This is a genomic window from Kitasatospora sp. GP30 (assembly GCF_029892145.1).
GTDB classification, from domain to species: domain Bacteria; phylum Actinomycetota; class Actinomycetes; order Streptomycetales; family Streptomycetaceae; genus Kitasatospora; species Kitasatospora acidiphila.
In genome coordinates, this window is the sequence record NZ_JARZAH010000019.1 from 125,629 (window position 1) to 145,971 (window position 20,343).

Sequence of the window (20,343 nt, forward strand, 5' to 3'; positions counted from 1 at the left end):
CGTCAGCTTTTGTCCCCATCATGTCAACGGCCCGGGCCATGCCCTGCCGTTTCCGCTCCCCTCCCCTGCGTCGAGAGGCCCCCAATGCCCCTGACCCGTTCGCCCCGCCGCACCCGCACCCTCGCCGTGGCCTCGGTGCTCTCCTTCCTGGCCCCGCTGGCCACCGCAGTCGCAACCGCCGCCCCCGCCACCGCCGTTGGAGCCAGGAACAGCAGCACCACCAGTGCCAGCGGCAACCTGCTGACCGACCCGGACGCGGAGTCGGTGGCGATCTGCTCCACCACCGGCGAGGACGGCATGACGGTGCCGGGCTGGACCATCACCAAGGGCGAGCCCAACATGGTCTGCTACGGCGCCCCCGGCGGCTACCCCACCAGCAGTACCCCGGGCCCGGCCGGCCGCGGCACCGCCTTCTTCAACGGCGGCGCCACCGGCGACTCCAGCCTGTCGCAGACGGCCGATGTGTCGGCAGCCGCCACCGCGATCGACGGCGGTGGCGTGACCTTCAACCTCTCGGGCTGGCTGGGCGGTTACGCCTCGCAGGACGACCGGGTCGGCATGGTCGCCACCTTCCAGGACGCCAACGGCGCGGCGCTGGGCAGCACCCAGATCGCCCCGGTGACCAACACCGACCGCCACAACACCACCGAGTTGCTGCAGCGCTCCACCACCGGCACCCTGCCGGTCGGCACCCGCTCGATCAAGGTGGACCTCAACTTCACCTGGACGGCGGGGAGCACCACCGACGGCTACGCCGACAACCTCTCGCTGACGCTCTCCACCCCGCTGCCGACCCCGCAGCTGACCGCCCCGCCGGTCTCGGTGCCGGGCTACGACCACGTCTTCCTGGTCTACATGGAGAACCAGGACTACTCCGGCATCGTCGGCAACACCTCGCAGGCTCCGTACATCAACAGCCTGCTCTCCCAGGGCACTTCGCTGACCCAGTCGTACGCCACCACGCACCCCAGCGACCCCAACTACGTGGCCCTGGCGGGTGGCGGCCTGTACGGGCTGACCGGCAACAGCGTCTCCACCACCACGATCGACGCCCCGCACCTGGGCAACTCGACCGAGGCGGCCGGCAAGACCTGGAAGGAGTACCTGGACGGCGCCAACGGCAACTGCGACACCAGCAGCCACGGTTACTACGCGCCGGACGACGCGCCGTTCTACTACTTCAAGGACATGAAGACCGACGCCGGCTACTGCGCGGCGCACATGCAGCCGCTCACCCAGATGGCGACCGATCTGCAGTCCACCGCGACCACCCCGAACTTCGCCTGGTTCGCGGCCGACGACTGCAACGACATGGAGGCCTGCGGCGTCACGGCCGGCGACAACTGGCTGCAGCAGACCCTGCCGACCATCCTCAACTCGCCCGCCTGGACGACCCAGCGCTCGCTGCTGATCGTCACCTGGGACGAGGGCGCGACGAAGGCGTTCGGCCCCAACTACCCCAACCAGGTGCCGACCCTGCTGCTCGGCTCGCAGAACTCCGTCAAGCAGGGCTACCAGAGCGACGGCCGGGTCGACCAGTACGGCCTGCTGCGCACCATCGATACTGCCCTGGGCCTCGACCCGCTGACCAACAACGACCGCTACGCCGCCGCCGTCAACGACGCCTGGCAGTAGTGCCCCCCATCGACGGCCCGGCAGCCGCCCACGGCTACCGGGCCGTCGAACTACGACATTTCACCCTTGGTCCGACACCCTCGGCAACGAAGACCTGACGGTACGAATTGTTTGCCGTCCGCATGCACCCAATCCGTCCCTCAAAGCGTCTGAGGGTTGTTGGAGGGAACCCGTCGAGCGCAACCGACCGCCCGGGGCCCGAACCGGCACCCTGGAGGATGGATGAACGCGCAGGACCCGAACGCCCCCCAGAGCGGGCACGAGGGCGGTAGCCACCGCCGGCCGCCGCGACGGCCGGCACCGCTGGCCGTCGCCGGCCGGACCGTGGCCATCGGACTCTCCCTCGCGGTCTTCGGCACCTGCGGCTTCACCTGGTACACCTACCACTCGCTGACCACCGGCATGACGACCTCCAGCGCACTGGACACGGTCAAGCAGGCCGCGCCACCGCGCCCCACCGACACGGCCGGCCACCTGGACACCTCGGTCAACGTGCTCCTGATCGGCTTGGACAGTCGCCGCGACCAGGACGGCAACCCGGTGCCGCAGGACATCCTGGAGAACGAGCTGCACGCCGGCTCCAGCGCCGACATCGGCGGCTACAACACCAACACCCTGATCCTGATGCACATCCCGGCCAACGGCGGCAAGGTCGAGGCCTTCTCCATCCCGCGTGACGACTACGTCGACCTGATCAACGCCCCGGGCAAGCACCCGCTCGGCAAGCACAAGATCAAGGAGGCCTACGACCGCGCGAAGTACTACGCCGAGGAGGAGTTGAGCAAGCAGGGCGTCACCGATCCGGTGGAGTTGGAGCACCGCAGCCGGGAGGCTGGGCGGCAGGCCACCCTGCTCACGGTGCAGAACATGCTCCAGGTGCCGATCGACCACTTCGCCGAGGTCAACCTGCTCGGCTTCTACCACGTGGCCCAGGCGCTCAACGGGATCGACGTCTGCCTGAAGAAGCCGGCCAGCGACCCGATCGTGGCCCGCACCGCGACTCACGCCGGCCATGGCTCGGGGGCGGACTTCCCGGCCGGCCAGCAGCACCTGAACGCCTCCCAGGCGCTCTCCTTCGTCCGGCAGCGCTACAACCTGCCCAACGGCGACCTCGACCGGACCAAGCGCCAGCAGGCGTTCCTCGCCGGGGCCACCAAGCAGTTGAAGGACCAGGGCGTCTTCGGCGACCTCGGCAAGCTGCAGCAGCTGATCGACGTTGCGAAGAAGGACGTGGTCATCGACGACGGCTGGAACGTCCTGGACTTCGCCCAGCAGGTGCCGAACCTGACGGGTGGGAACGTGGAGTTCCACACGCTGGGTGCGATCACCGACCAGCCGAACCTGGGCGGTGACGACGGCGATGTGAACATCGTCGACGTGCCGAAGGCCCGCGCCCAGGTGCACCAGACGATCGGGGACACCGACGCCTCGCCATCGGCCGCTGCCGGTACCAGTGCCAGCGCCAGTGCCGCCGCCACGTCGACCGACGCCCCGTCAGGCTCGTCGTCGGGCACGACCTCGCCGGCGTCGCCGTCCGCGACCGACGCCCCGGGCGGCGGCGCAACCGCCACCGATGCGCCGAGCACCACGGCCACCGACAGCCCCAGCGGCGGCTCGATCGCGGACGACTTCGCCGGGGACTCGGTGGAGGGCGGCCAGATCCCCTGCGTGTACTGACCGGCGCCAAGCACCGCACCCGCCGGCACCGGTGGCGCCGTACGCCCTAGCTCGCCGAGTCCAGCGCGGCGCGGATCGCCGCCGCCACCCGCTGGGCCGCGGCCTGGTCCGGATAGCGGGTGCGCGGCCAGAAGAAGCCGCGCAGCCCGTCCTTGGGGTTGCGCGGCACCACATGGACGTGCAGATGCGGCACCGACTGGCTGATCCGGTTGTTCATCGCCACGAACGACCCGCGGGCGCCGGTGCCGCGCTCGACCGCCCCCGTCAGCCGCCGGACCCGCTCGAAGAACGGCCCGACCAGTTCGGCGGGCAGCTCGGGCAGGGTCGGCACATGGGCGATCGGGATCACCAGCAGATGGCCCGGGAAGAGCGGCCGGTGGTCCAGGAAGGCCATCGCCACCTCGTCGCGGAAGACCGCCTGGGTCGCGGCTCCCTGGTCGGCCGCCAAGGCGCAGAAGGCGCACTCGCTCCGGCTCATGACGCTCCGTCAGCTTGTCCGCTGCGCAATTCGCTGACCACCGCCCAGATCACCGAGACCACCGGAAGGGCGACCACCGCCCCGATCACCCCGGCCAGGATGCCGCCGGCGATCACCGAAAGCGCCACGGCCACCGGATGGATCCGCACCGCCCAGCTCATCACCACCGGATGCAGCAGATGGCCCTCGATCTGCCCGATCACCACGATCATCCCGAGCACGATCACGGCGGTCACCGGCCCGCGCGCGGCCAGCGCCACCACGGCGGCGATCACCATCGCGATCGGTGAGCCGATCAGCGGGATCAGGGTGGCGAAGAACTCCAGCACCACCAGTGGCAGTACCAGCGGCACCTGCAGCGCTGCCAGACCGATGCCCACCAGCACCGCGTTGGTGCCCGCCACGATGAAGATGCCCCGGGTGTAGCCGGCGAAGGTGCGCCAGGCGGTCCGCCCGGCCCGGTCCCAGGTCTCCCGGGCTCCGGGCGGCAGTTGGCGCAGCAGCCAGCCCCACATCCGATCGCCCGAATGGATGAAGAAGATGGCGCAGAAGAGCGCGAGCACGGCGCCCGTCGCCACCTCCACCACCCGCCCGGCCTGACTGACCGCAGTGTTGATCAGCGTCGCCTTGTGGTTGGCGAGGAAGGAGCCGAGCTTGTTCTGCAGCTTGGACGCGGTCTCCGCGCGGACGTGGAACGGGGCGCCCTCCAGCCAGTGTTCGATCCGCCCGACGCCACCGCGGAACTCGTTGACCAGGCTGTTCCACTGGTCCGCGACCGAGGCCCCGATGCCCGCCAGCAGCCCCGCGAAGAGCAGCAGCGCGCCCAGCACGCTGACGGCCACCGCGAGCGAGCGCGGCATCCGGCGGACCAGCAGGTCCGCCGCCGGGCGCAGCACCGAGGTGATCACCAGCGCGGCGAAGACCGCGATCACAGGCAGCACCAGGCGCCCGAGCACCTGCACCAGCAGGTAGACGGCCAGCGCCAGCACCAGCAGCCGCCAGGTGTACCCCGCGGCCCGCTGCAGTCCGGGCGCCACCTGTCGCACGGGCCGCTGCCGCGGCCCCCTGACCTTCGGTGTCACCGGCCGCCCCTGCTCACTGGCTCCATGGGTGACAGTCTGCGGGCCGGGGCGCGCCGATGATCTCCGGCACGCCGAGGCGACGGCCCGGGGCGTACCCGCGCTCGCGGCACACCGACGCAACCCCTGCGCGTACCCGCCGTACCGGCATGACGCAAAGCCGCCCGCCCTCTTGACGGGCCACGCTCAGCCGTAGACCCTAAGGTCCCATCAGGTTAGGAAGCTTTACTAATTGGAGCTCAGGAGCCTGCATGCGCCCCCACGGCAAGAAGATCCGCCTGCTCGCCTCGACGGTGGTGTCAGCCCTGCTGACCCTCCCGCTCACCGCCCTGGCCACAGCCCCGGCGAGCGCGGCCACCGTCAGCCACCCGTTCCCCAGCCACACCACCTACAAGACCGGTGTGCTGCCGTCCGCCTCCCAGGCCGCCCGCGACGCCGCCGTCCAGAAGCAGTACGACTCCTGGAAGGCGAACTACCTGGTCCACGGCTGCGCCTCCAACGAGTACTACGTCTCGACCAAGGGAGACGGCGACGCCACCAACAACGGCCCGGTCTCCGAGGGCCAGGGCTACGGCATGAACATCGTGCCCCTGATGGCCGGCTACGACACCAACGCCCAGACCGAGTTCAACGGCCTCTGGCAGCTGGTCAAGGACCACAAGGACCAGTGGGGCCTGATGGAGTGGCAGCTCGACGGCAAGACCTGCACCTACTACAGCTCGGGCACCCCCGACGCCGCCACCGACGGCGACCTGGACATCGGCTACGGCCTGGTCCTGGCCGACGCCCAGTGGGGCGGCTACACCGCCGACGCCAAGGCCTGGCTGGCCGGCATCTACGCCCATGACGTGGCCCCGGACGGCCACCTCAAGTGCGAGGACGACGGCCCGAACACCGACACCCGCCCCAGCGACCACATGCTGGACCACCTGCGGGCCTTCGCCGCCTATGACACCGCGCACGACTGGAATAAGGTGATCACCCGCACCGAGGCCGTGATCAACGAGTTCACCGCCAAGTACTCCTCCAGCGCGGGCCTGCTCTCCGACTTCGTGGTCAATGCCGACACCACCAGCCCGCAGCCGGCCCCCGCCAACTACCAGGAGAGCCAGCCGGACAACATCGTCGGCTACAACTCGATCCGGGTCCCCTGGCACCTGGGCACCGACGCGCTGCTCTACGGCGGCGCCACCGCGCTGGCCACCGCCAAGAAGGAAGAGGCCTGCGCCAAGCAGGAGTCCGGCGGCAACCCGCAGAAGGTCTACCCGCACACCAAGCTCGACTGCACGCCGTACGTCACCAACGACCAGGCGGAGGAGGCCGGTGACGCGATCGGCCCGGCGGCGATGGCGGCCAGCGACCAGGCCTGGACCGACACCATCTGGAACTACCTCGCCACCAACCCGTTCGGTGACGGCTACTACGGCGAGACCATCAAGATGCTGGTCTACCTGGTGATGGCCGGCGACTACTGGTCGCCCGCGGCCACCGGGAGCACCGGCGGCGGCGGTTGCACGGCCGGCCAGCTGCTGGGCGACCAGGGCTTCGAGAACGGCGCCAACAACGCACCCTGGAACACCGGTTCAACCCTCGGCTTCAACCCGATCACCAGCGCCACCAGCGCCGAGCCGGCCCACTCCGGCAGCTGGATCGCCTGGTTCAACGGCAACAGCACCGCCGACACCGACACCGCCGCCCAGACCGTCACTATCCCCGCGGGCTGCACCGCCACCCTCTCCTACTGGCTCCACACCGACACCACCGAGAACACCAGCACCGCCAAGCCCGACACCTTCAAGGTCCAACTCCTGGGCAACGGCGGCACGGTGCTGACCACCCTCGCCGCCTACTCCAACCTCGACCACAACACCGGCTACACCCAGCACACGGTGGACGTCTCCGGGTACGCCGGCCAGACCGTCACGGTCAAGTTCACCGGCACCGAGACCGACACCAGCGGCGGCACCACCGACTTCGTCATCGACGACACCGCCCTCACCACCAAGTGACCCACCCCCAAGCGGCTCCCGGCCCAGGCCGGGAGCCGTCCGCTATCCAGGAGCACACATGGCCCATCGCGGTAGGAAACTGACCACCGCCGCCGCCGCCCTCGGGCTGGCGCTACTCGGCCTGAACCCACCCGGCGCCGCGGCCGGCGGTGCGACCGCACCGGCCCCGCCCGTGACCGTCCAGCCGCACCTCCCCGACCCGCCCACCGGTTCCTCCGCCGTGGTCAACCTCGGTGCGGGCAATGGCTGGAAGGTGCAGAGCAGCGCCACCGCCACCCAGTCGGGCAGCCGGATATCCACTCCGGGTTTCGCCACCACCGGGTGGCTCAGCGTCGCGAACGACGGCGGCGGCGCCCCCGGCACCGAGATCAACGCCCTGCTGCAGAACGGCAGTTGCCCTGACGTCTTCTACTCGGTGAACATGAAGAGCTGCTACGGCCAGATGACTACGGTCGGCCCGGAGACCATCGCCCGGTTCAAGGCGCCCTGGTGGTACCGTACGGACTTCGCCTCCCCGCCCGCCGGGCAGAGCGCCCGGCTGGTGCTGAACGGCGTGGTGGGGGCAGCCGACGTCTGGGTCAACGGCACTCGGGTGGCGGATGCCGCGACCGCCACCGGCGCGTACGCGGAGCACGTCCTCGACATCACGGCGCTGCTGCGCAAGGGGGGCAACTCGCTTGCCATCGACCTGCATCCGAACGATCCGACCGGCATGCTCAGCGTCGACGACGTCGACTGGACCCAGATCCCGCCGGACAACAACACCGGCATCCAGTTCCCGGTGCAGCTGGAGACCGGCGGCCCGCTGGTCGACGGGAGCGCCCATGTGGTGCAGAACACCGCAGCCGATCTGAGCAGTTCGGCACTGACGGTCAAGACCGACATCACCAACACCTCGGCCACCGCGCAGACCGGCACCGTCACGGCCACCGTCACCCCGCCCGGCGGCGGAGCCGACATGACGGTCAGTCAGAACGTCACCGTGCCGGCTCGCAGCACCCGCACGGTGGCCTTGCCGACGCTCACCATCGCCAAGCCGCAGATCTGGTGGCCCTACCAGCTGGGCGGCCAGCCGCTCTACCGGCTTGCCACCTCGGTCGCGCAGGGCGGGGCCGTCCTCAACTCCACCGGCTCCAGCTTCGGCATCCGCACCGTGGATTCGGCCCTGGTCGGCCCATCGGCCGGCGCACCCGGCGGAGTGCGGCAGTTCACGGTGAACGGCACCCCGCTGGTGATCCGCGGCGGCGGCTGGGACCCGGACCTCTTCCTGCGCTACGACCCCGCCGACACCGCCCGACAGATCGGCCTGTTGAAGTCACTTGGCGTCAACACGGTACGACTGGAAGGCCACTTCATGCCCGCCGACTGGTTCCAGCAGATGGACGCGGCCGGGATCCTGGTCAACGCGGGCTACCAGTGCTGCGATTTCTGGGAGAACACCAGCTACACCAGCGCCCAGCAGTCGCTCTACCAGCTGACCGCGCAGACCCTCGGCCGGGAACTGCGCAACCACCCGTCGGTCTTCAGCTTCCAGTGGAGCGACAACGCACCCACCGCCACCCAGGAGACCCTGGCGCTGAACGGCTTCAAGGCGGCCGACTTCGATGTGCCGTTCGTCTCCTCCGCCGAGTACAACACCAGCCCCCAGCTGGGCACTTCGGGTGAGAAGGAGGGGCCCTACGACTGGGTGCCGCCGAGCTACTGGTACGACACCTCGCACTACAGCACCAGCGACCCGACGCAGACCAACGCGGGCGGCTCCTGGGGCTTCGACAGCGAGCAGAGCTCGGGCGACACCATTCCGACGCTCGACTCGATCAACCGCTTCCTCTCCCCCGGCGAGCAGACCGCGCTCTGGAAGACGCCCGCGTACAACCAGTACCACGACAACTACGAGGGCACCGGCCACACCGGCTACGCCTTCGGCACCAACGCCAACCTGGACGCCGCCATCACCAGCCGCTACGGCGCCCCCACCAGCCTGACGCAGTACGTCGAGGAGGCCCAGCTGCAGAACTACGAGTCCACCCGGGCCCAGTTCGAGGCCTTCATCGACCACTCCACCAACAGCGCCGCCCCGGCCACCGGCACCATCTACTGGCAGCTGAACAAGGGGTGGCCGACCATGCTCTGGGCGCTCTACAACAACGACGGCGACCAGGCCGGCGCCTACTTCGGCGCCCAGCAGGCCAATCGCCCGCTGCACGCCCTCTACGCCCTGGACACCGGCACGGTGACCGTCGACAACCTCGGCAGCGGCACCCGATCCGGCGTGACCGTCGAGGCCAAGGTCTACGACACCGCGGGCAGGCTGCTGGACGACCGCGACTCCCCCGCCCTGTCGCTGACTTCGCAGCAGGTGGTGACCAACGTGCTGAAGCCGGCGGTGCCCACGGCCGCGGGCACCGTCTACTTCGTGGAGCTGCTGCTCCGTCAGAACGGCGCGGTGCTGGACCGCAACGTCTACTGGAACTCCACGACCCCGGACGTCGTCAACTGGCCCAAGACGCTGGGCCAGCCGCAGGCCGTGATGAGCTCCTACGCCGACCTCAGGGCGCTGCGGAGCCTGCCGACCGCGACCGTGTCGGCATCGGCCCGGATCACCGGCCAACCGGGGCCGGACAACGCGGACCGGCTGCTCACCGTGACGGTGACCAACACCTCCAGCACCCCGACGGTCGGTTTCTTCCTCCGCGCGGATCTGCGCCGGGGCACCGCCGCCGGGGCCGAACTGCCCGGTGACAACCAGGTGCGGTCGGCGATCTGGGGCGACAACGACGTCACCCTGTGGCCGGGCGAGTCCGAGACCCTGACGGCGAGCTTCTCCGCGGCCGACCTGCGGGGCGCGACCCCGGTGGTCAGCGTCCTCGGTTCCAATACCGCCAGGCCGGACGTGGTGGCCGACTCGGCTGCCGGGTAACCGCACGACCGACGGCTCCCGGATGCCTCCGGGAGCCGTCGGACCCTTCATACTTGTCCTCTACGTGGATGCGGGCCACGTCCGCTAACGTGATCATGGATTTCGTGCGGATCGCGGTGACCGGCGGCGGCGGAGGAGGTGGCGGGTGGACCCGGCGGATCCGGAGCGGCACGTCGCCGAAGGGCTGCTGGACGCGGCGGCCGCCGAGCTCGGCGTCGACGGCGCGGAGCTGCTGGCCGCGGTGACCGACCAGGCCCCGACCGGGCTCGCGCTGCTGGACCGCCGACTGCGCTGGTGCTACCTCAACCCGGCCCTCGCCCAGCTGACCGGCCACCCCGAGGCGCAGCTGCTCGGCGGCACGGTGCACGGGCGAGCCGCCGAGACCCTGCGGCGGGTGCTCTCCGACGGCCGGGCCCGCACGGTGGCGGCGAACAGTCTGCTGCCGCCGCGCGGCTCGTGGCAGCGTCCGCTCGCCGTGCTGGCCCGGCGCCTGGAGCTGAACGGGCGGGCCCTCGGCGTGGTGCTGGCCGTGACCACCGCCGACCTGGCCCCGGACCGGCACGATCTGGAGCACGCCCGGGCCCGGCTGACCCTGCTGGACGCGGCCGCCGAGCGGATCGGCACCACCCTGGACATCGGCACCACCTGCACCGAGCTCGCCGAGTTCACCGTCCCCCGATTGGCCGACCTCGCCACCATCGACGTACTGCCGCCGGACGCCGCGGTGCGCGACAGCGGGAGCGGCGGCAGCGTGCCCCGGCTGCGCCGTACGGCGATGGCGCAGGCACCGCAGCTGAGCGGCACACCCACCGAGCTGGCCCGGCCAGGCGAATCGATTCGCTACCGGTCCGGCTCGGCCGCCGCCCGCTGCCTGACCACCGGAAAGCCGGTGGCTGCCAACCAGCTCTCCCCCGAGGAGCTGGCCACGGCCGCCGCCGATCCCGCGACCCTGGCCGCCTACCGGACGCTCGGCGTGGACTCGCTGCTCGAAGTGCCGCTGACCGCCCGCGGCCAGCTGATCGGGATGCTCTCGCTGGCCCGCACCGCCGACACCTCGGCCGGCTTCTTGGACGACGACGTGGTGCTGGTCGAGGACCTGGCCGGGCGAGCGGCGCTGAGCATCGACAACGCCCGCCGCTACACCCGCTCCCAGGGCATCGCGCTGGAGCTGCAGCGGGCGCTGCTCGCCGAGCCCGGCAGTCCGCACCCCAACCTGGAGCTGGCCTCCCGCTACCTGCCGTCCGGCACCAGCTCGGTGGTGGGCGGCGACTGGTACGAGACGGTGCGGCTGCCGTTCGGGCGCACGCTGCTGGTGATGGGCGATGTGATGGGGCACGGCGTGGAGGCGGCCGTGGACATGAGCAGCTACCGCTCGATGCTGCGCTACGTCGCCTCGATGGACCTGCCGCCGCACCGGATCCTGCGGCAGCTGGACACGCTGATCTCGGAGAACGAGTCCTCCCGCCCGGCCACCTGCCTGCTGGCCCTGGCCGATCCGGCCCGGCAGCGCTGGACGCTCTCCAGCGCCGGCCACCTGCCGCCCGCCCTGCTCGGTGAGGGCCGGCCGATCGAGCTGCTGGACGTGCCCACCGGGCCGCCGCTCGGCACCGGCCTGGGCGGGTACGAGCAGACCACCCGGGAGCTGCGGCCCGGCCAGGTGCTGCTGCTCTACACCGACGGGCTGGTGGAGCGGCGCGGCGAGGACATCGACACCTCGCTGGCCCGGCTGGCCGCGCTGCGGCTGCCGGTCGGCGGCGAGCTGGACGAGCTGCTCGACGCCACCCTGCACGGCCTCACCCCGCAGGCCGCCGAGGACGACATCGCGCTGCTCGCGGCCCGGGCCCGGGTGCGCTCCTGAGCGACGGCCCGCGCCCGGGTCCGCCCCTGAGCTTGTGCCCCTGAGCTACGGCTCGACCAGCACGCCCGCCAGCACCGCGGCCACCATGCGCCGTACCGCCTCGGCGTCCGGGGGCGCGGCGGTGCGGTCGGCGAACAGCAGGTGGCCGGCGCCGATGAGGGTGGGGGCGAGGGTGGCGAGATCGGCATCCGCCGCGATCCGGCCCCGGATGCGTTCGGCCTCCAGGTAGCCGGCGACCATCGCGGTGGCCTCCACCAGCAGCGGCACGCCGCTGGCCCGCCCGGACTGCCGCAGTCGGGCGCGCAGTTCGTCGCGGAAGGTGATCAGCGCGACCACGGCCACGGCGACCGACTGGAAGAGCGCGGTCAGCGCCTCGGCGAGGTTGCCGATGACGGCACCGGTGCCGGCGGCCTCGGCCAACTCGGCGGCCTGGCCGTCCAGTCGGGCGATCCGGTCCCGTACCAGCGCGGCCAGGAAGTCGTCGAAGTCCGCGAAGTGCCGGTGCAGCACGCCCTTCGCACAGCCGGCCTCCTCGGTGACCGCGCGGCTGGTGAGCGCGCTCGGCCCGTCCCGCAGCAGGATCCGCTCGGCGGCGCCGAACAGTTGCTCGCGTACATCACGGATGGCCACGCCGGTCGGCATCGGGCTCCTCGCTGGTTGACGATTGACGAGTGGGCATGCGCCCACTCATAGTGGGCGCATGCCCACTTTATCGCCAGAACCCCATCGGCAGCGCGCGATGGCCGAGTCCTTCGGCATCGACGCCGCCCGCTACGACCGCACCCGCCCCGCCTACCCCGATGCCATGGTGCAGCGGATCATCGCGGCCGGCCCAGGGCCGGAGGTGCTCGACGTCGGCTGCGGCACCGGGACGGCGGCCCGCCAGTTCCGGGCGGCCGGCTGCACCGTGCTCGGCGTCGAACCCGACCCGCGGATGGCCGAGTTCGCGCGGCGTGACGGACTGACCGTCGAGGAGGCCACCTTCGAGGCCTGGGACCCGGCGGGCCGTCGGTTCGACGCCGTCATCGCCGGGACCGCCTGGCACTGGGTCGACCCGGTGGCGGGCGCCGCGAAGGCGGCCCGAGTACTGCGCCCGGGCGGGCGGTTGGCGGCGTTCTGGCATGCGTTCGCCCTGCCCCGGGAGTTGGCGCAGGCCGTCACCGCGATCTACCGGCAGGCGGTGCCCGAAGTGCCGTTCCCCGCCGCCGGCGCGCAGCCCCTGCAGCACTACCAGGCGATCTTCACCAAGGCCGTCGACGGCATCCACGCGTCGGGCGCCTTCGAGATGCCCGAGCAGTGGCGGTTCGACTGGGAGCGCCGCTACACCCGCGACGAGTGGCTGGACCAACTGCCCACCCACGGCACCCTCACCCGCCTGCCGGCGGACCGGCTGGCCCCCGTGCTGGCGGGCGTCGGCGCCGCGATCGACGAGCTGGGCGGCTCCTTCACGGCGACCTACGCCACCATCGCGGTCACGGCCGCTCACCGCGCCCGGTAGCACAACTCCGGCCGCCCGACCTGCCCGTAGCGCGGCTCCCGGACAGCCTGGCCGGTGTCCACCAGGTGCTCCAGGTAGCGGCGCGCGGTGATCCGGGAGACCCCGGCCGCCGTGCCCGCCGCCGCGGCCGTCAGGCTCCCGTCGGCAGCCCGCAGCACCCGGGCGACCGCGTCCAGGGTCTCGGCGCTCAGGCCCTTGGGGAGCGTGCTGCGCTCGGTGCTGCGCAGTGCGGCGAAGGCGCGGTCCACCTCGTCCTGCCCGGAGGCCTCCCCGGTCCGGGCCAGCGAGGCCCGGTAGCGGGCGTAACGCTCCAGCCGGTCCTGGATGGTGGCCGCGCTGAACGGCTTGAGCAGGTACTGCACCACGCCGATCGCGACGGCCTGCCGCACGGTGGCCAGTTCGCGGGCGGAGGTGACGGCGATGATGTCCACCTCGTTCCCGGCGGCGCGCAGCCGCTGGCAGAGCTGCAGGCCGTGCCCGTCGGGCAGGTGCAGGTCGAGCAGCACCAGGTCGACCCTGGTCCGCTCCAGGAAGCGCAGCGCGTCCCGCGCCGAGTGCACGGTGCCCGCCGTGCGGAAGCCGGGCGCCCGGTTCACGTAGAGGGTGTGCGCGTCCGCCGCGACCCGGTCGTCCTCCACCACCAGGACCTCGATCATCCCGCTCACCCCGCCACCACGGCCTGGCGGAGCGGCAGTCGGACGGTCAGCACCGCGCCGCGCTCCCGGCCGACCTCGACGGTGCCGCCGTTGCGCCGGGCGGCCTGGGCGACCAGGGCCAGGCCGAGGCCGCGCCCGGTGCGCTGCTTGGTGGACCAGCCGCGCCGGAAGACCTCGCCGACCGCGTCCGGGGCGATCCCGGGCCCGGTGTCCGCGACCCGCAGCAGCAGTTCACCGTCCTCGGCGCGGGCGGTGACCACCACCTCGGGCGCGGCGCCGTCCGCTGCGGCGCCTTCGATGGCGGCGTCCAGGGCGTTGTCGATCAGGTTCCCGAGGATGGTCACCAGGTCGCGGGCCGGCAGCCGGGGCGGCAGCACGCCGTCGTCGATTCGGCTGTCCGGGGTCAGGCGGAACTCCACGCCGCTCTCCGCCGCTTGTGCCGCCTTGCCCAACAAGATTGCTGAGAGCACCGGTTCACTGACCGCGGTCACCACCTGGTCGGTGAGCCGCTGGGCGAGCGCGAGTTCGGTGGTGGCGAACTCCACGGCCTCGCGGTGGCGGCCCAGTTCGACCAGCGAGACCACGGCGTGCAGCCGGTTCGCGGCCTCGTGCGCCTGCGCGCCGAGCGCCTCGCCGAAGCCGCGCACGGTGTCCAGTTCGCCCACCAGCGCCTGGAGTTCGGTGTGGTCGCGCAAGGTCACCACGGTGCCGAGCGCGGCTTGGTCGCCGATCGCCGAGGTGTTGACCACCACCACCCGGTCCGCCGTCAGATGCACCTCGTCGTGCACCGGCTCCGGCCCGAGCACCGCCGCCACCAGCGAGTGCGGCAGGCCGAGTGAGCCGAACTCCGCGCCCGCGTCGGCGATCTGACACCCCAGCAGGTCCCGGGCGGCGTCGTTGCAGAGCACCACCCGCCCGGCCGGGTCGAGCAGGATCAGCCCCTCGCGCACCGAGTGCAGGGTGGCCTGGTGGTACTCGTACAGGTGGCTGAGCTCGGCGGCGCCCATGCCGTGGGTGTGCCGACGCAGCCGGGCGTTGGCCAGGTAGGTGCCGGCGCCGCCGACCAGCAGCGCGCCGCCCGCGACGCCGAGCAGCGCGAGCAGCGGCCCCTGGAGCCGGTGGCTGATCTCCTGCACCGTGATGCCGGCGCTGACCAGCGCGACGACCCGCCCCTGGTCGTCCAGCACCGGCGTGACCGCCCGCACCGAGGGGCCGAGCGTGCCGGTGTAGGTCTCGGTGAAGGTCTGGCCGCGCAGCGCGGGGCCGATGGTGCCCAGGAAGGGCTTGCCGATCTGGGCCGGGTCGCGATGCGCCCAGCGGATGCCGTGGGTGTCCATCACGGTCACGAAGTCCACGCCGGTGTCGGTCCGCACCTGCTCCGCGTAGGGCTCCAGCACGGCCGTCGGGTCCGGGCCGAGCACGGCCTGACGGACCGAGGGGGCGTCCGCGACCGACCGGGCCACGGCGGTGGCCTGTTGGCGGGCGGTCTCCCGTGCCTGGTCGGCGGTGGCCAGGTAGGCCAGCAGCGCGCCGCCGGCCACCACCACCGCGACGATCACCACCTGGACTGCGAACAGCTGCCCGGCCAGGCTGCGCAGCACCCGGCGCGGTGCGGACGAGAGACGAACTGGCATGTCGGACAGTGTGCCGCACCGCGCGTGAACTCTATGAACGCAAGGGTGACGGGCATCACCATGACCCCGATAGTCAGATCACCCTCATCCCCCAAGGGCAGCCCCCACCCAGGCAAAGGAGCCGACCCATGTCCGCCTCTCCCACCACCGCCGGCAGACCGGCCGGACACAGCGACCGCACCCAGTACCTGTACCTGGCGGTGCTCGCCGCCGTGGTGCTCGGCGTGGTGCTGGGCTTCGCCGCACCCGGGTTCGCGGTGCAGCTGAAGCCGATCGGCACCGGGTTCGTCAACCTGATCAAGATGATGATCAGCCCGGTGATCTTCTGCACCATCGTGCTGGGGGTCGGCTCGGTCAGCAAGGCCGCCAAGGTGGGCAAGGTCGGCGGTCTGGCGCTCGGCTACTTCCTGGTCACCTCGACCATCGCACTGGCACTCGGCCTGCTGGTCGGCAACCTGCTGGAGCCGGGCGCCGGCTTGCACCTCACCCAGGCGCTGGCCAAGGCCGGCCACGCCCAGGCGGCGCAGGGCGCCACCCACACCACCGACTTCCTGCTGGGGATCATCCCGACCACCCTGGTCTCGGCGCTGACCGAGGGCCAAGTGCTGCAGACCCTGCTGGTGGCGCTGCTCACCGGCTTCGCCCTGCAGGCGATGGGCGCGGCCGGCGCCCCGGTGCTGCGCGGCATCGAGCACCTGCAGCGGCTGGTCTTCAAGATCATGTCGATGATCATGTGGGTGGCCCCGATCGGCGCCTTCGGGGCGATGGCCGCCCTGGTCGGCGCGACCGGTGTGGCCGCCCTGAAGAGCCTCGCCGTGATCATGGTCGGCTTCTACCTGACCTGCATCGTCTTCGTGGTCGTGGTGCTCGGCCTGCTGCTGCGCCTGGTGGCCGGCGTCAATGTGCTGGCCCTGCTGCGCTACCTGGGCCGCGAGTTCCTGCTCATCCTCTCCACCTCCTCCTCGGAGAGCGCGCTGCCCCGCCTGATCGCCAAGATGGAGCACCTGGGCGTGAGCCGCCCGGTGGTCGGCATCACCGTCCCGACCGGCTACAGCTTCAACCTGGACGGCACCGCGATCTACCTCACCATGGCCTCGATCTTCATCTCCCAGGCGATGGACAAGCCACTCTCGATCGGCCAGCAGGTCTCGCTGCTCGTGTTCATGGTGCTGGCCAGCAAGGGCGCGGCGGGCGTCACCGGCGCGGGCCTGGCCACGCTGGCCGGCGGTCTGCAGTCGCACCGGCCCGAGCTGGTCGACGGGGTCGGTCTGATCGTCGGCATCGACCGCTTCATGTCCGAGGCGCGGGCGCTGACCAACTTCGCCGGCAACGCGGTCGCCACCGTGCTGATCGGGCACTGGACCAAGGAGCTCGACCACGACCGGGCCCGCCGCGTGCTCGGCGGCGACCTGCCGTTCGACGAAACCGCGCTCGCCGACACCACGGCCGCCGGCGCGGAGCTGCCGCCGCAGGGCGGCGCCGCACCCGAGCTCGCGAACGCCTAACCTGAAGCCCCGAAGCCGCATCTGACATTTTGTCAGTTTCACGGCCTAGCGCGGCTTAGGTTCACCAGCGCGGTCCCCAGCGTTTGCCGGGGGCCGCGCGGTACTACTTCAGCGGCTCCTTCATCATCACGAAGTAGACCGGCGAGTCGGGGAACGGCTGCCGGGAACCGACCTTCCGGTAGCCCCAGGTCTCATACAGCCGCTGCACCTTCGGGTGATCCGAATCGACCAGCAGCACCGCAAGCGCTTCCGGCCGGTCAGCCAGCAACGCCTCGTGCAGCAGTTTGGACACCCCCGTCTTGCGCCACCTCGGACGCACCATCAACTCGGACACAGAGAACGTCGAATCACGTTCCGGCGCCAGCTCGATGTGCTCCCGCCACCACTCCCGGCCGGCTCGCGCCGGTGCACCATAAGCGAAGCCCGCCGGATCACCAGCATCAAATCCGACCACGCAGGCAAAGCCGGGAATCCCCGACCAGTGATCCACAAACCACGGGAACCGCTGTACGAAGGGGTCTTCCATCTGGTCTGCATAGGCGTCCGCATGAACGCTGATCAGCAGGTCCCTGAGGTCGGTCGGCAGCTCGCCGTGGTGGTAGTGCCGCAGCTCAATCAAGGTCGGCTCCATTCTGTTCGGAAGCGGTCCGCCCACTCTCGCGCAGCGGGGGCGGTCGCCGAAAGGGCCAGCAGATCTCGGTAGAAGTCCCCGAGTAGTGTCCGAATCCTGGCAGGAAGCGGTGCGTTGGACATCAAGTCGAACACCGAGCTAGCCGTGGCGGTAGCATGCTCGGCGTCGCCCTGGTGGAGCTGCGCGAGCGCGAGCCGGGCCGTCGTCAACGCTCGGTTGCGGCGGAACTGTGCCGACAGCATCGACAGCGCCTGGTGCGATGCCCACTCGGCCTCTGCGGCATCGCCGAGCTTGTCCCGGGCGATCGCCGCCAACGCTTGCAGCTCCGCCGGCCCGTAGAACGCCATCCATGTCGGGCGCGGCTGATTGCTGGCACGGCCGAGGGCATCACTGGCGAGCCCGAGCGACCGAAGCGAGCCCTGCCGATCGCCGAGGTTCGCGAGCCCCACGGCCGTACGGGCGTGCGCCATCGACCCGAACATTGGATCGCGGCGCGCGATCCCCGTCCGCTGCGCGGCCCGGCCAGCTGCGACGGCATCCCCGTGGCGCCCCTGTTGGTTCGCCAGGATCGCCATGCTGTTCCACACTCGTAGCTGCGCGGTCGAGTCCTGAGCGAGGCCGGCCAGGGTCGCGCACCGGTCGAGATGGCGCCCCGCCCGCTCTGACTCCCGAGCGTCGATGCACGACCAGGCGGCTACGGCCGTGAAATCGGCAGCTACCGCGAACAGCAGACGGCGGACGCGCTCGCTGGCCGCGCCGCTCTGCTGCAGCTCGATAACCTGCTGGGCGCCCGCGACAGCGGCGTGTTCAAGGGCGGCGTGGCCGCCCTTGCTGTCGTCCAGCTCATCAAGGGTTGTCAGGCCGACGCGCATCCGCTCGACATCAGACAGACCGATGGTGTGGCGGGTGGCGAGACTCGGGATGGCTGCCGCTGCTGCTGCGGTCGGCCCGGCCGTGATGAAAGTACGGCGCCGCACAGGGTCCTCCGAGGTCAGCGCCGATCGAAACGAGGCCGGCGCAGTGAAACCGAGCTGATCGGTTGTGCACCCAAATACTGCCTCCAGCGCCAAACAAGTTCGAGCATGGGGCCTCGAAGTCTTCCCGTGGACCAGGTCGTACACAGTTCGATCACTGAAAGTTCCGCGTCGGCCGGTCAACTCCTCAAGTTTCCGGTTCATTTCCTCGGCCAACTCGCTGTAACTCAGGCCAGCCTGCTCCACGCGTTGACCGAACGTAATGTCGGGCGTGTGACCTACCATGCACTCACCGTACCGCCGCGGCGATGACAGCGCCTCCGCCTTCATCAAGAGATGGCAAAGTTCTCCGGTCGGCCGCGCCCAGAAATCTGAGTTTCTTCGTGACTCCCTCCGCTCAACGCATCGTTGAATGGTCGTCAGCCAAGGGCACGGCGCTCCCCCGAGCGATCCCCCGTGGCTGGCTGGCTGTCGCAGGTGGGTTCCCTCGCGGCCTGCGGCAGCCGAGCCCCAAGGCGCAGGACAGCTCAACCAGTGGTCGCCTAAACGAGTTTCGAGCAAGCACCAGGAGTGCACGTGTCTCCCCCGCTTCCGTTCACCCTCCAGTTCCACATCACAAGCCAGAGCGACGACCCGCTTCGGCAGATCCGGGAAGCCGTTGCGCGGTCCGTCCAGGACCGGGGGCTGCCGCTGTCGCGGCACGCCATTGCCGATCTCAGGCTCTGCACCACCGAGGTCGTTGCCAACGCGCTGAAGCACGCCGGTGGGGAGTGTCAGGTGAAGGTCATGTGGACCGGTCGGCACCTGCGGGTGGATGTCCAGGACTACTCCATCCGCCCTCCCTGCTTGGGCGAGCCCAATGAGACTGCGGAGTCCGGTCGCGGGCTATTCCTAGTGGAGGCCTTCGCGCAGGCTTGGGGCTGGGAACCCAGGGAGTTCGGCAAGATCGTGTTCTTCCTGATCGGTCCCAACGAGATCGCAGATGACACGAGCCACGAAGCCCTCAGCCGTTCCACCGTCGCAGCACTGCCCTCGGCCACCTCCGCCGAGAGCTCCGAGGCCCCAGCGCCGTCCATGTCGGACCTGGCGCAGCGTGAGCGCCACCAATAAGCCGACTCAGTGCCCGACGTGCGACGGCCTGCGCGAACTCTCGCTGACCGACGGCCAGAAGATCCCCTCGGTGGCCACAGCCATTGAGCGCTCCAAGGCGCTCCACAGTCCCAACTGCCCGCGCAGGGCACCGCATTAGGGACGCCAACGACTCCCGTGCCAACCGACACGGGCAACCCACCACTGAAAGGTGGAACTGTGATGTCCGACCTGTACAACACCGAGATCGCGGGGCCGTTCAAGGCATTCTGCGGGGACAACTCGGACAACGACGGCTCCGCGGAGGACTGCATGTCGATCGCTGAGCTGGCCGACGGCATCGGCTACGCGATGGCCGACACCAAGCTCGGCGACGGCAGCCCGGTCCTGCGCTACACCAAGACCGAGTTGGTGAACGGCGCCCGGCAGATCCTCGCCATGTTCGACGAGGGCGACACCGCGACCGTCGCCTGATCTCCTGCCGACTTCTCGTGTGGTCATCTGACCACCAGGTTGAGCTTGCTCCGCTTTGACGGACACCGTTGGTGCGGTGGTCAGGCCGCCAGCACGGTCTCGTACTCGGCAGGACTGCGGTAACCGAGGCCGCTGTGCAGCCTGCGTATGTTGTACCAGGCTTCGATCCACTCGAAGATCGCGGTCCGTGCTGTGGCTCGGCTGGGCCAGGGGCGGTCACCGAGCA

17 protein-coding genes are annotated in these 20,343 nt (G+C 70.7%); 9 read left to right on the forward strand and 8 right to left on the reverse strand.

Annotation, left to right across the window (positions count from 1 at the left end; genetic code table 11):
* Positions 1-84: 84 nt before the first annotated feature.
* Both P3T35_RS24370 and P3T35_RS24375 read left to right on the forward strand, forming a co-directional pair.
* Complete coding sequence (locus tag P3T35_RS24370; RefSeq protein WP_101384204.1) at positions 85-1,635, forward strand: alkaline phosphatase family protein; 1,551 nt, start codon at positions 85-87, stop codon at positions 1,633-1,635.
* A 222-nt stretch (positions 1,636-1,857) separates the two neighbouring features.
* The gene (locus P3T35_RS24375; RefSeq protein WP_280707708.1) at positions 1,858-3,312 is read left to right on the forward strand and encodes an LCP family protein; all 1,455 of its coding nucleotides are present in this window, start codon (positions 1,858-1,860) and stop codon (positions 3,310-3,312) included.
* 46 nt (positions 3,313-3,358) lie between these two features.
* On the opposite strand, the gene P3T35_RS24380 is transcribed toward P3T35_RS24375, so the two are convergent.
* The gene (locus P3T35_RS24380; RefSeq protein WP_101384203.1) at positions 3,359-3,790 is read right to left on the reverse strand and encodes an HIT family protein; all 432 of its coding nucleotides are present in this window, start codon (positions 3,788-3,790) and stop codon (positions 3,359-3,361) included.
* Positions 3,787-4,827 (reverse strand): AI-2E family transporter, encoded by a 1,041-nt coding sequence (locus P3T35_RS24385; protein ID WP_101384202.1) that lies wholly within the window; start codon positions 4,825-4,827, stop codon positions 3,787-3,789. The genes P3T35_RS24380 and P3T35_RS24385 overlap by 4 nt, the downstream gene beginning before the upstream one ends.
* Positions 4,828-5,120: 293 nt before the next feature.
* Here P3T35_RS24385 and P3T35_RS24390 point away from each other — a divergent pair, with 293 nt between their 5' ends.
* The 3 genes from P3T35_RS24390 (at position 5,121) to P3T35_RS24400 (ending at position 11,656) form a co-directional block, all read left to right on the forward strand.
* Positions 5,121-6,878, forward strand: coding sequence for a glycosyl hydrolase family 8 (locus P3T35_RS24390; RefSeq protein ID WP_101384201.1), 1,758 nt, complete (start codon positions 5,121-5,123; stop codon positions 6,876-6,878).
* Between the two features lie 58 nt (positions 6,879-6,936).
* Positions 6,937-9,798, forward strand: a complete 2,862-nt coding sequence (locus P3T35_RS24395; protein WP_101384200.1) for a beta-mannosidase — start codon at positions 6,937-6,939, stop codon at positions 9,796-9,798.
* Positions 9,799-9,943: 145 nt separating this feature from the next.
* Entirely contained in the window at positions 9,944-11,656 is a 1,713-nt protein-coding gene (locus P3T35_RS24400) for a SpoIIE family protein phosphatase (protein WP_101384199.1), read from the forward strand.
* A 45-nt stretch (positions 11,657-11,701) separates the two neighbouring features.
* Here the strand turns inward: P3T35_RS24400 and P3T35_RS24405 are convergent, their stop codons facing one another.
* Positions 11,702-12,298: a TetR/AcrR family transcriptional regulator gene (locus tag P3T35_RS24405; protein ID WP_101384198.1), complete on the reverse strand. Its 597-nt coding sequence runs from the start codon at positions 12,296-12,298 to the stop codon at positions 11,702-11,704.
* A gap of 58 nt (positions 12,299-12,356) precedes the next feature.
* On the opposite strand from P3T35_RS24405, the gene P3T35_RS24410 reads away from it, so the two are divergent.
* Complete coding sequence (locus P3T35_RS24410) at positions 12,357-13,154, forward strand: class I SAM-dependent methyltransferase (RefSeq protein ID WP_101384197.1); 798 nt, start codon at positions 12,357-12,359, stop codon at positions 13,152-13,154.
* On the opposite strand, the gene P3T35_RS24415 is transcribed toward P3T35_RS24410, so the two are convergent.
* Positions 13,139-13,810, reverse strand: coding sequence for a response regulator (locus P3T35_RS24415; RefSeq protein ID WP_101384196.1), 672 nt, complete (start codon positions 13,808-13,810; stop codon positions 13,139-13,141). The genes P3T35_RS24410 and P3T35_RS24415 overlap by 16 nt on opposite strands.
* Before the next feature lie 5 nt (positions 13,811-13,815).
* Positions 13,816-15,444, reverse strand: coding sequence for a sensor histidine kinase (locus P3T35_RS24420; protein WP_101384195.1), 1,629 nt, complete (start codon positions 15,442-15,444; stop codon positions 13,816-13,818).
* A gap of 128 nt (positions 15,445-15,572) precedes the next feature.
* Between P3T35_RS24420 and P3T35_RS24425 the strand changes: the two genes are divergently transcribed.
* Positions 15,573-16,949 carry a cation:dicarboxylase symporter family transporter gene (locus P3T35_RS24425; RefSeq protein ID WP_101384194.1) on the forward strand — a complete coding sequence of 459 codons (1,377 nt, stop codon included), beginning with the start codon at positions 15,573-15,575 and terminating at the stop codon, positions 16,947-16,949.
* A gap of 103 nt (positions 16,950-17,052) precedes the next feature.
* On the opposite strand, the gene P3T35_RS24430 is transcribed toward P3T35_RS24425, so the two are convergent.
* Together P3T35_RS24430 and P3T35_RS24435 are read right to left on the reverse strand one after the other, a co-directional pair.
* Positions 17,053-17,580, reverse strand: coding sequence for a GNAT family N-acetyltransferase (locus tag P3T35_RS24430; protein WP_101384193.1), 528 nt, complete (start codon positions 17,578-17,580; stop codon positions 17,053-17,055).
* Positions 17,565-18,839 carry a hypothetical protein gene (locus P3T35_RS24435; RefSeq protein ID WP_101385531.1) on the reverse strand — a complete coding sequence of 425 codons (1,275 nt, stop codon included), beginning with the start codon at positions 18,837-18,839 and terminating at the stop codon, positions 17,565-17,567. The genes P3T35_RS24430 and P3T35_RS24435 overlap by 16 nt, the downstream gene beginning before the upstream one ends.
* A gap of 291 nt (positions 18,840-19,130) precedes the next feature.
* Here P3T35_RS24435 and P3T35_RS24440 point away from each other — a divergent pair, with 291 nt between their 5' ends.
* Both P3T35_RS24440 and P3T35_RS24445 read left to right on the forward strand, forming a co-directional pair.
* On the forward strand, positions 19,131-19,664 hold the full coding sequence (locus P3T35_RS24440) for an ATP-binding protein (protein ID WP_180356788.1): 534 nt from the start codon (positions 19,131-19,133) through the stop codon (positions 19,662-19,664).
* 201 nt (positions 19,665-19,865) lie between these two features.
* Entirely contained in the window at positions 19,866-20,117 is a 252-nt protein-coding gene (locus tag P3T35_RS24445; RefSeq protein WP_101384191.1) for a DUF397 domain-containing protein, read from the forward strand.
* An 80-nt stretch (positions 20,118-20,197) separates the two neighbouring features.
* Here P3T35_RS24445 and P3T35_RS24450 read toward each other — a convergent pair.
* Positions 20,198-20,343 (reverse strand): integrase core domain-containing protein (locus tag P3T35_RS24450; RefSeq protein WP_280707710.1); only part of this gene is annotated, 146 nt, incomplete at its 5' end.

Coding starts and splice junctions, on each gene's coding strand:
- P3T35_RS24425 (WP_101384194.1), top strand. CDS start 15,573: ATGTCCGCCTCTCCCACCACCGCCGGCAGACCGGCCGGACACAGCGAC.
- P3T35_RS24405 (WP_101384198.1), bottom strand. CDS start 12,298: ATGCCGACCGGCGTGGCCATCCGTGATGTACGCGAGCAACTGTTCGGC.
- P3T35_RS24375 (WP_280707708.1), top strand. CDS start 1,858: ATGAACGCGCAGGACCCGAACGCCCCCCAGAGCGGGCACGAGGGCGGT.
- P3T35_RS24380 (WP_101384203.1), bottom strand. CDS start 3,790: ATGAGCCGGAGCGAGTGCGCCTTCTGCGCCTTGGCGGCCGACCAGGGA.
- P3T35_RS24390 (WP_101384201.1), top strand. CDS start 5,121: ATGCGCCCCCACGGCAAGAAGATCCGCCTGCTCGCCTCGACGGTGGTG.
- P3T35_RS24415 (WP_101384196.1), bottom strand. CDS start 13,810: ATGATCGAGGTCCTGGTGGTGGAGGACGACCGGGTCGCGGCGGACGCG.
- P3T35_RS24435 (WP_101385531.1), bottom strand. CDS start 18,839: ATGGTAGGTCACACGCCCGACATTACGTTCGGTCAACGCGTGGAGCAG.
- P3T35_RS24430 (WP_101384193.1), bottom strand. CDS start 17,580: ATGGAGCCGACCTTGATTGAGCTGCGGCACTACCACCACGGCGAGCTG.
- P3T35_RS24445 (WP_101384191.1), top strand. CDS start 19,866: ATGTCCGACCTGTACAACACCGAGATCGCGGGGCCGTTCAAGGCATTC.
- P3T35_RS24410 (WP_101384197.1), top strand. CDS start 12,357: ATGCCCACTTTATCGCCAGAACCCCATCGGCAGCGCGCGATGGCCGAG.
- P3T35_RS24395 (WP_101384200.1), top strand. CDS start 6,937: ATGGCCCATCGCGGTAGGAAACTGACCACCGCCGCCGCCGCCCTCGGG.
- P3T35_RS24370 (WP_101384204.1), top strand. CDS start 85: ATGCCCCTGACCCGTTCGCCCCGCCGCACCCGCACCCTCGCCGTGGCC.
- P3T35_RS24420 (WP_101384195.1), bottom strand. CDS start 15,444: ATGCCAGTTCGTCTCTCGTCCGCACCGCGCCGGGTGCTGCGCAGCCTG.